9 protein-coding genes and 1 tRNA gene are annotated in these 9,682 nt (G+C 62.6%); all 10 read left to right on the forward strand.

The genetic code is table 11. From position 1 onward, the window contains the following. Positions 1-42 precede the first annotated feature (42 nt). The gene (gene rnd, locus NAO55_RS19030) at positions 43-1,167 is read left to right on the forward strand and encodes a ribonuclease D (protein ID WP_102840756.1); all 1,125 of its coding nucleotides are present in this window, start codon (positions 43-45) and stop codon (positions 1,165-1,167) included. Beyond that, positions 1,164-1,457, forward strand: coding sequence for a YcgL domain-containing protein (locus NAO55_RS19035; protein WP_011912541.1), 294 nt, complete (start codon positions 1,164-1,166; stop codon positions 1,455-1,457). The genes rnd and NAO55_RS19035 overlap by 4 nt, the downstream gene beginning before the upstream one ends. Before the next feature lie 90 nt (positions 1,458-1,547). Next, positions 1,548-1,955, forward strand: coding sequence for a hypothetical protein (locus tag NAO55_RS19040; protein ID WP_102840757.1), 408 nt, complete (start codon positions 1,548-1,550; stop codon positions 1,953-1,955). Positions 1,956-2,076: 121 nt separating this feature from the next. Continuing rightward, positions 2,077-2,526 carry a YcgN family cysteine cluster protein gene (locus NAO55_RS19045; RefSeq protein ID WP_013982207.1) on the forward strand — a complete coding sequence of 150 codons (450 nt, stop codon included), beginning with the start codon at positions 2,077-2,079 and terminating at the stop codon, positions 2,524-2,526. Positions 2,527-2,598: 72 nt separating this feature from the next. Continuing rightward, positions 2,599-3,819: a M61 metallopeptidase family protein gene (locus NAO55_RS19050; RefSeq protein ID WP_102840758.1), complete on the forward strand. Its 1,221-nt coding sequence runs from the start codon at positions 2,599-2,601 to the stop codon at positions 3,817-3,819. Between the two features lie 51 nt (positions 3,820-3,870). After that, on the forward strand, positions 3,871-4,887 hold the full coding sequence (gene ltaE / locus NAO55_RS19055; RefSeq protein WP_102840759.1) for a low-specificity L-threonine aldolase: 1,017 nt from the start codon (positions 3,871-3,873) through the stop codon (positions 4,885-4,887). 170 nt (positions 4,888-5,057) lie between these two features. After that, positions 5,058-7,682: an alanine--tRNA ligase gene (alaS, locus tag NAO55_RS19060; RefSeq protein ID WP_102840760.1), complete on the forward strand. Its 2,625-nt coding sequence runs from the start codon at positions 5,058-5,060 to the stop codon at positions 7,680-7,682. A 79-nt stretch (positions 7,683-7,761) separates the two neighbouring features. Then, positions 7,762-9,003, forward strand: a complete 1,242-nt coding sequence (locus tag NAO55_RS19065) for an aspartate kinase (protein ID WP_102840761.1) — start codon at positions 7,762-7,764, stop codon at positions 9,001-9,003. A gap of 180 nt (positions 9,004-9,183) precedes the next feature. Next, a complete protein-coding gene (csrA, locus tag NAO55_RS19070; protein ID WP_003283978.1) occupies positions 9,184-9,369 on the forward strand; it encodes a carbon storage regulator CsrA in 186 nt (61 codons plus the stop codon). Between the two features lie 62 nt (positions 9,370-9,431). Beyond that, positions 9,432-9,522 (forward strand) — tRNA-Ser (locus NAO55_RS19075). Positions 9,523-9,682: the final 160 nt, after the last annotated feature.

Here is a 9,682-nt window from a genome sequence, read left to right on the forward strand (position 1 = left end):
TCGTTCGGCCGCGCGCCGGTCGTCAGCCGAAAAGGAGGCCGTGTGGCCATCGAAACTCAATGGGTCGTGGATGATGCACATCTGGCCCACCTCTGCGCCGAATGGCGCCAACTGCCATTTGTGGCGGTGGACACCGAATTCATGAGGGTGGACACCTTTTATCCCATCGCCGGGCTGGTGCAGGTCGGTGACGGGCGGCGCGCCTATCTGATCGACCCGCTGGCGGTGCGCGATTGGCGTCCGTTTGCCACACTGCTGGACGATGCAGCTGTGGTAAAGGTGCTGCATGCCTGCAGCGAGGACCTCGAAGTATTGCTGCGCCTGACCGGCAGTCTGCCGCAGCCGCTGTTCGATACCCAGTTGGCCGCCGGCTACCTGAACATCGGCTTTTCCATGGGCTATTCGCGGTTGGTCCAGGCCGTGCTTGGCATCGAACTGCCCAAGGGCGAAACGCGCTCGGACTGGCTGCAGCGGCCGCTGAGCGAGATGCAGGTGCGCTACGCCGCCGAGGATGCGCAGCACCTGGCCGAACTCTACGAAGCGCTGCTGCCGAAGCTGTCGGACGACAAGCGAGCCTGGGTGCTGGAGGACGGTGCCGAGCTGGTCGCCAACCTGCAGCGCGAATCCGACCCGGAGCAGGCCTATCGAGAGGTCAAGCAGGCCTGGCGCCTCAAGCCTCAACAGCTGGCCGTGCTCAAGGTGCTGACCGCCTGGCGTGAGCGCCAGGCCCGAGCGCGCAACCAGCCGCGCAATCGCGTGTTGCGCGAGGCCAGTCTGTGGCCGCTGGCGCGTACCCAGCCGCGCGATCTGGTTACGCTGGCGCGCATCGATGAGATGCATCCGCGCACCGTACGCCAGGATGGTGAAGCCTTGCTGGCGATGATCCGCGAGGCTGCCGCGACGCCCGAACAGGATTGGCCGGCGGCGCTGCCGGAGCCGTTGCCGCTGGAAGTTTCCGGCGTGTTGAAGAAGTTGCGGGCGGTCGGCCAGCGCGAGGCGAAGGCGCTGGATATCGCGCCGGAGCTGATGCTGCGCAAGAAGACCCTGGAGGCACTGCTGAAAAGCGGTTACCCCGACGGCCCTTATCAACTGCCCGATTCGCTGCGCGGCTGGCGCCGCGAGCGGATGGGGCAGGCCCTGCTGGATGTTCTGGAAAAACGCTCATGAAACTCATCTGTTCCATTTACAAGAGCCCCCGCAAGGACGGCATGTACCTCTACGTCGACAAGCGCGATGCACTCAAACGCGTGCCCGAGGGCTTGCTCGCCGCGTTTGGCGCACCGCAGCTGGCGTTCGAGCTGGTGCTGACCCCGGAGCGCCAGCTGGCACGCGAGGACATCAACAAGGTGCTCGCCAACATCGAGGCGCAGGGCTATCACCTGCAGATGCCGCCGGCAGAGGACGAATACATCGAGCACCTCCCCGAGGAACTGCTGCGCATGAACGATCCCATGTGACGGTGGCCGGCCAAGCATGACCGAGGGCAAGGTCATGCTGGTGGATCGGACTATTCTGAAGCTGTCCACATATGCATAGGGAGACAGCTCATGAAAATGCGTTCCTGGATTCTCGGTTCGATCCTTGCCGGTCTGGCGATGTCTGCCAGTGCTCAGCCCGCGCCGGCCTACGACAACGAAGCCTGGCAGCAGCACTGGCAGAAGATGCAGGAATATCGTCAGGCCTGGCAGGCGGCTAAGACGCCGGAGGAGCGGCAGAAGCTGCGCGACGAGCACTGGCAGAGCATGCAGTCGACCATGGGCACCATGGGTGGCTGCCCGATGGGCGGCCCGGGCGCCGGGATGGGCAAGCAGGGCGGTAAGCCGATGGCCGGCGCTATGGGTGGCGGCCGCATGATGGGCGCGTCGTCCAAGGAGATGCTCGATATGCGCATCCAGCACCTGGAACAGATGCTCGAGCAGATGCGCAGCCACCGCGACATGCTCGACAAACAGTGATCGGTCTGTGGGCGCCCGCTCCGGCCGGCGGCCACGGAGCGGGCGGCGCATCCGCCTGCCGGCTATTGGCCGGATATCCGGCAATGGCTAGACTTGCCGCTTTTTCCCGGTAGTGACAGTGATGGCCGCCAAAGTCGAACCCTTCTGGAAGCGCAAGACCCTGGCCGAGCTCGATTCGGCCGAGTGGGAGTCGCTATGCGACGGTTGCGGCCTATGCTGTCTGCAGAAGCTTGAGGACGAGGAAGATGGCGCCGTGTACTACACGCGCATCGCCTGCCGATTGCTCGATCTGAAGACCTGCCAGTGCAGCGACTACCCCAATCGGCGCGCCAGCGTACCGGACTGCATTCAGCTCAATGCCCAGGACGCCGCACAGTTCAAGTGGCTTCCGCCCACCTGCGCCTACCGCCTGGTGGCCGAGCGCAAGGATCTGCCGCTCTGGCACCACCTGGTCTGCGGCGACCGCGAGGCGGTGCATGTAGAGCGCATTTCCCAGGCCGGCAGGATGCTCGCCGAAGGCAGCGTTGCCGAGGAGCACTGGGAAGACCATCTGATTTTTCGTGCTGGTTGAATCTAAGCGCCGATTGCATCGTCTCAAGATCAGCACACCCCTCGCGTTATCCGATCCGTGGAGTTCTCTTCGATGCTTGCTCGACTGCTGTCGCTGTTCGCTCTCGTTCTTTTCCTCGCTGGTCCGGTACAGGCGGCCAAGCGGGTCGATCTGGACTACCACGTGCGCTTCCTCCCGGAGGAGGACCAGGCAGTGGTGCAACTGATTCTGGAGAAGGGGGAGGCGGTCCGCAGCCTGCGCTTCAACCTGGGCGACGAGGGTTACTACAGCGACTTCGAGGCGGACGGTGAATGGCAGCAGGAGACGCCGGCACAGGGCACCTGGCGACCCGCTGCGGGCAAGGCGAAACTAAGCTATCGCGTACGCATCAGCCATCCCCGTGACAACGGTCGCTTCGATGCGCGTATGACTCCGGACTGGGCGCTGTTCCGTGGTGATGATCTGGTGCCGCCGGCGCGGCTGGATCAGGTCGATGGCGTGAGCCTGGTTTCGCGCATCACCTTCGAGCTGCCGGAAGGCTGGAAGAGCATCGAAACCGGTTGGCCGCGCGTCGGCAAGAATCGCTTTCGCGTGGACAACCGCGAGCGCCTGTTCGATCGCCCGACCGGCTGGATGCTGGCCGGCAAGCTCGGCACCCGCCGCGCCAAGCTGGGTGAAACCGAAGTCACCGTGGCTGCGCCGGTCGGCGAGGGCGTGCGGCGAATGGACATCCTGACCATGCTCACCTTCGTCTGGCCGCAGGTGCAGAACGTCTTTCCCCGCGACCCGGCGAAATTGCTGATCGTTGGCGCTGGCGATCCGATGTGGCGTGGCGGGCTGTCCGGGCCGAACTCCCTGTACATGCACGCCGATCGCCCGATGGTCAGCGAGAACGGCACCAGCTCGCTGGTGCATGAGCTGGTGCATGTGTTCAGTCGCATCACGGATGCCAATCGTAGCGACTGGATCAGCGAGGGGCTGGCGGAGTACTACGCCATCGAGCTGGTCCGCCGCTCTGGCGGCATGAGCGAGGATCGATACCAGGCGGTTCGCGAGCATCTGATCAAATGGAGCCGCAAGGTCGATAGCCTGCGCACCGAACATTCCACCGGCCCGATTACCGCTCGCGCCGTGCTGCTGTTGCAGGATCTGGACAAGGAAATTCGTCAGCGCAGTAAGGGCCGCCATTCGCTCGACGATGTCGCCCGCGGCCTGATGCGCATGGACACCGTCAGCACTGATGATTTTATCGAGATGACCGAGACTCTGCTCGGCGGGGGCTCAACGGTGCTCGATACTCGTCTGCTGCGCTGAACACCATCATCCCAGCGCCGTACGCATGCGGCGGCCTGTCGAGGAGAGCGTATGACCATCATCGACCTTCGCAGCGACACCGTGACCCAGCCTTCGAGCAGGATGCTTGAGGTGATGCGATGCGCCGAAACCGGGGATGACGTTTACGGCGAGGATCCAACGGTGAGCCGCCTTGAGAGCCGCCTCGCCGCGGAGCTGGGTTTCGCCGCGGGGCTCTTCGTCCCGTCCGGCACCATGAGCAATCTGCTGGCATTGATGGCTCATTGCGAACGGGGTGATGAATACATCGTCGGGCAGCAGGCCCATACCTACAAATACGAGGGCGGCGGAGCGGCGGTGCTTGGCTCGATCCAGCCGCAGCCGATCGAGATGGACGCCGACGGCACGCTCGATCTTGCCCGCGTCGAAGCGGCGATCAAGCCGGACAATTTCCACTTCGCCCGCAGCCGCCTACTGGCGCTGGAAAACACCATGCAGGGCAAGGTGTTGCCGCTGGACTACCTCGCCGCGGCCCGTGACTTCACGCACCAGTGCGGTCTGGCGCTGCATCTGGACGGTGCCCGGCTGTACAACGCGGCGGTGAAGCTCGGCTGCGATGCGCACGAGATCACCCGGCATTTCGATACGGTGTCGGTTTGCCTGTCCAAGGGCCTCGGTGCGCCGGTGGGGTCGGTGCTTTGCGGTGGCGAGGCGTTCATCGGCAAGGCTCGGCGCCTGCGCAAGATGGTTGGTGGCGGCATGCGCCAGTCCGGCATCCTGGCGGCTGCCGGGCTCTACGCGCTGGAGCACAACGTCGCGCGGCTGACCGAGGATCATCGTCGCGCGGCGTGGCTTGGGGGTGAGTTGGCCGCGCTCGGGTTCGAGATCGAGCCGGTGCAAACCAACATGGTTTATGTCGACGTGGGAGAGAAAGCAACCGCGCTGGCTGCCTTCTGCGCGCAGCGCGGCATTCGCCTGACCCCTGCGGCGCGGCTGCGGCTGGTCACCCATATGGACCTGCAGGACGAGCATCTTCCGGTAGTGGTCAATGCATTCGCCGAATTTGCCGAAAACATGGGTCGTTGCTGACGTCGAATTGCTTGATTCAATCGCCTTTATCCCCTATACCCGGCGCGCAGGCCCGATATAATGCGGCCCTTTGCCGGCTATCCGTTGGGTAGTTGCGAACCGGCTTTCGGTGGTCCCGCCTCGCCGTGTCGTTTTGCAGCCGTTCGGCCGCAGTCCTCTGGAAGAAATCTATGAAAAGCGCAGAAATCCGTGAAGCCTTCCTCCGCTTCTTCGAAGAGAAGGGCCACACTCGCGTGGCCTCCAGTTCGCTGATTCCGGCGAACGACCCGACCCTGCTGTTCACCAACGCCGGCATGAACCAGTTCAAGGACTGCTTCCTCGGCCTGGAGAAGCGCGCCTACACCCGCGCCACCACCAGCCAGAAGTGCGTACGCGCTGGCGGCAAGCACAACGACCTGGAAAACGTCGGCTACACCGCGCGTCACCACACCTTCTTCGAGATGCTCGGCAATTTCAGCTTCGGCGATTATTTCAAGCGCGACGCGATTCACTACGCCTGGGAGTTTCTCACCAGCGACAAGTGGCTGAACCTGCCCAAGGAGAAACTCTGGGTCACGGTCTACGCCAGCGATGACGAGGCCTACGACATCTGGACCAAGGAAGTCGGCGTGCCGGCCGAGCGCATGGTGCGCATCGGTGACAACAAGGGCGCGCCCTACGCTTCGGACAACTTCTGGGCGATGGGCGATACCGGCCCCTGCGGTCCCTGCACCGAGATCTTCTTCGACCACGGCGAACACATCTGGGGCGGCCCGCCCGGTTCGCCGGAGGAAGACGGCGACCGCTACATCGAGATCTGGAACAACGTGTTCATGCAGTTCAACCGCACCGCGGATGGTGTACTGCACCCGTTGCCGGCACCGAGCGTCGACACCGGCATGGGTCTGGAGCGCATCAGCGCCGTGCTCCAGCACGTCAACTCGAACTATGAAATCGACCTGTTCCAGAGCCTGCTGAACGCGGCGGCGGACGCCATCGGCTGCACCAATGAAGGTCAGGCTTCGCTGAAGGTCGTTGCCGACCACATCCGCTCCTGTGGCTTCCTCATCGCCGATGGCGTGACGCCGTCCAATGAAGGCCGTGGCTACGTGCTGCGCCGCATCATTCGTCGCGCCTGCCGCCATGGCAACAAGCTCGGCGCCAAGGGCAGTTTCTTCCATCGCATCGTCGCCGCGCTGGTAGCGGAGATGGGCGACGCCTTCCCCGAACTCAAGCAACAGCAGGCGCATATCGAGCGCGTGCTGAAGAACGAGGAAGAGCAATTCGCCAAGACCCTGGAGCAGGGGCTGAAGATCCTCGAGCAGGATCTGGCCGGGCTTGCCGGTAGCGTCATTCCCGGCGAGGTGGTGTTCAAGCTGTACGACACTTACGGCTTCCCGGTCGATCTGACCGGTGACATCGCCCGCGAGCGCAACCTGAGCCTCGACGAAGAAGGCTTCGAGCGCGAGATGCAAGCCCAGCGTGAGCGTGCCCGCTCGGCCAGCGCCTTCGGCATGGACTACAACAGCTTGGTCAAGGTGGAAGGCGAGACGCGCTTTATCGGTTACCAGGGCACGTCAGGCAGCGGCAAGGTGCTGGCGCTGTTCAAGGAGGGCATGGTGGTCGACAGTCTGAGCGCCGGCGAGGAGGGTGTCGTGGTGCTCGATCAGACGCCATTCTACGCCGAGTCCGGTGGGCAGATCGGTGACTGCGGCTATCTCGAGGCGCAGGCCCTGCGCTTCGATGTGCGCGACACCAGCAAGGCCGGCGGTGCGTTCCTGCATCACGGTATCGTCGACAGTGGCACGCTGACGGTTGGTGCCCAGGTCGAGGCGACGGTCGACGCCTCGGTGCGCCAGGCCACGGCGCTCAACCACTCGGCGACTCACCTGCTGCACGCCGCGTTGCGCGAGATTCTCGGTGAGCACGTGAGCCAGAAGGGCTCCTTGGTGGACAGTCAGCGCCTGCGCTTCGACTTCAGCCACTTCGAAGCGATCAAACCGGAGCAGCTCCGCGCACTGGAGGATCGCGTCAATGCCGAGATCCGCCGCAATTCGGCGGTGGAGATCGAGGAAACCGATATCGATACCGCCAAGGCCAAGGGTGCAATGGCCCTGTTCGGCGAGAAGTACGGCGACAGCGTTCGCGTGCTGACCATGGGTGGTGGTTTCTCAGTCGAGCTCTGCGGTGGCACCCACGTGAACCGCACTGGCGACATCGGCCTGTTCAAGATCACCAGCGAAGGCGGTGTGGCCGCCGGCGTACGGCGGATCGAAGCGGTGACCGGCGCGCAGGCGCTGGCCTACCTCAATGATGCCGAGGATCAGCTGAAAGAAGCGGCGAGTCTGGTCAAGGGCAGCCGCGAGAATCTGCTGGACAAGCTCGGCGGCATACTGGAGCGCAACCGTCAGCTGGAAAAAGAGCTGGAGCAGCTCAAGGCCAAGGCAGCCAGCGCAGCGGGCAACGACCTGGCTGCGAGCGCCGTTGAAGTGAATGGTGTACGCGTGCTGGCCGCGCGTCAGGACGGGCTCGACGGCAAGGCGCTGCTGGCGCTGGTCGACCAGCTGAAGAACAAGCTGGGCAGCGCGGTGATCCTGCTCGGTGGCGTGCAGGACGACAAGGTTGTGCTGGTCGCCGGTGTGACGCAGGACCTGACCTCGCGCTTGAAGGCCGGCGATCTGATGAAGCAGGCCGCTGCGGCGGTCGGCGGCAAGGGTGGCGGTCGTCCAGACATGGCGCAAGGTGGTGGCAGCGATGCGTCCAAGCTGGACGAGGCGCTGGCGTTGACCCTGCCGTTTGCTCAGCAGGCCCTTTGATCCAGATGCCGGAAGCGGCTTCGGCATCTGCAGGTTGTTTGTTTAATGAACGCCCTTTGCGGGCTCTAGGCGGCTAACAATGGCTTTGATCGTACAGAAGTTTGGGGGCACCTCGGTCGGCACCGTCGAGCGAATCGAGCAGGTAGCCGAGAAGGTCAAGAAATTCCGCGATGGTGGCGACGATATCGTCGTGGTCGTCTCGGCAATGAGTGGCGAAACCAACCGTCTGATCGACCTGGCCAAGCAGATCAGCGACCAGCCGGTTCCGCGCGAATTGGATGTGATGGTCTCCACCGGCGAGCAGGTGACCATAGCCCTGCTGGCCATGGCGCTGATCAAGCGCGGGGTTCCGGCGGTGTCCTACACTGGCAATCAGGTCCGCATCCTCACCGACAGCGCCCATACCAAGGCGCGCATCCTGCAGATTGATGCCCAGCGTATCCAGCGCGACATCAAGGCGGGGAGGGTGGTCGTGGTCGCCGGCTTCCAGGGGGTGGACGAGAAGGGCAATATCACCACTCTGGGTCGCGGCGGTTCCGATACCACTGGCGTGGCGTTGGCTGCTGCGCTGAAGGCCGACGAATGCCAGATCTACACCGATGTGGATGGCGTTTACACCACCGACCCGCGGGTCGTCGCCAAGGCTCAGCGTCTGGACAAGATCACCTTCGAGGAGATGCTGGAAATGGCCAGCCTCGGCTCCAAGGTGCTGCAGATTCGTGCGGTGGAGTTCGCCGGCAAGTACAGTGTCCCGCTACGTGTGCTGCACAGTTTTCAGGAGGGTCCGGGTACCCTCATTACCCTTGATGAAGAGGAATCCATGGAACAGCCCATCATTTCCGGCATCGCCTTCAATCGCGACGAGGCCAAGCTGACGATCCGTGGGGTGCCGGACACGCCCGGTGTAGCGTTCAAGATTCTTGGGCCGATCAGCGCCGCGAATGTGGAAGTGGACATGATCGTGCAGAACGTCGCGCACGATAACACCACCGATTTCACCTTTACCGTGCATCGTAACGATTACAACAATGCCCTGCAGGTCCTGCAGAGCATTGCAAACGAAATGGGCGCCCGGGAGGTGATCGGCGATACCGACATCGCCAAGGTTTCCATCGTAGGCGTCGGTATGCGTTCACATGCTGGCGTCGCCAGCCGGATGTTCGAGGCGCTGGCTAAGGAGAACATCAACATCCAGATGATCTCTACATCGGAGATCAAAGTTTCGGTGGTGATCGAAGAAAAATATCTTGAACTTGCTGTAAGAGCGTTGCATACCGCCTTCGAACTGGATGCGCCGGCGGCGGGCAATACTGCGGAATGAATCGCAGAAGGCGCGCTGGCCCGCGCCTTCTGTCGTATTGGGCCGTGCAAAAAGGAACTTTAGCCTCCCGGGCGCGGGTCAATAGCTGGTGAAAGGCTCTAGCTTCAATGTTTTGCGGACATTGTCCGTTTTTATCTTTGCAGACTGTTTACTGATTTGAATCCGTTTAAGGAGAAAGGAATGCTGATTCTGACTCGCCGGGTTGGAGAAACCCTGATGGTGGGTGACGATGTGACTGTCACTGTGTTGGGTGTGAAAGGAAACCAGGTACGTATCGGCGTGAATGCCCCCAAGGAGGTGGCGGTGCATCGAGAGGAGATCTACCAGCGGATCCAAAAAGAGAAGGATCAGGAACCAAGCCACTAATTTTTCTGTAATTTTTGGCTTTGCAAACGGGGTAAAGATGGGTATTATGCGCCCCGTGTTGCGGAGAGGTGGCCGAGTGGCCGAAGGCGCTCCCCTGCTAAGGGAGTACACCTCAAAAGGGTGTCGGGGGTTCGAATCCCCCCTTCTCCGCCATTTTGCGTTCTAGGGTTTGATGATCGCGGCAGGTCACTTTCGAAGCTGAAAGTAGAGCACCAAATTGCTTGACCATCAGTCTTCACTCCCTATAATGCGCACGCTCAGCGCACTCATAGCTCAGCTGGATAGAGTACTCGGCTACGAACCGAGCGGTCGG

It is taken from the genome of Stutzerimonas frequens (assembly GCF_024448335.1).
GTDB lineage: Bacteria > Pseudomonadota > Gammaproteobacteria > Pseudomonadales > Pseudomonadaceae > Stutzerimonas > Stutzerimonas frequens.

Bases quoted from the DNA above. Each gene is read 5' to 3' on its own strand.
- NAO55_RS19040 (WP_102840757.1), top strand. From the start codon at position 1,548: ATGAAAATGCGTTCCTGGATTCTCGGTTCGATCCTTGCCGGTCTGGCG.
- NAO55_RS19035 (WP_011912541.1), top strand. From the start codon at position 1,164: ATGAAACTCATCTGTTCCATTTACAAGAGCCCCCGCAAGGACGGCATG.
- ltaE (WP_102840759.1), top strand. From the start codon at position 3,871: ATGACCATCATCGACCTTCGCAGCGACACCGTGACCCAGCCTTCGAGC.
- NAO55_RS19050 (WP_102840758.1), top strand. From the start codon at position 2,599: ATGCTTGCTCGACTGCTGTCGCTGTTCGCTCTCGTTCTTTTCCTCGCT.
- alaS (WP_102840760.1), top strand. From the start codon at position 5,058: ATGAAAAGCGCAGAAATCCGTGAAGCCTTCCTCCGCTTCTTCGAAGAG.
- csrA (WP_003283978.1), top strand. From the start codon at position 9,184: ATGCTGATTCTGACTCGCCGGGTTGGAGAAACCCTGATGGTGGGTGAC.
- NAO55_RS19065 (WP_102840761.1), top strand. From the start codon at position 7,762: ATGGCTTTGATCGTACAGAAGTTTGGGGGCACCTCGGTCGGCACCGTC.
- NAO55_RS19045 (WP_013982207.1), top strand. From the start codon at position 2,077: ATGGCCGCCAAAGTCGAACCCTTCTGGAAGCGCAAGACCCTGGCCGAG.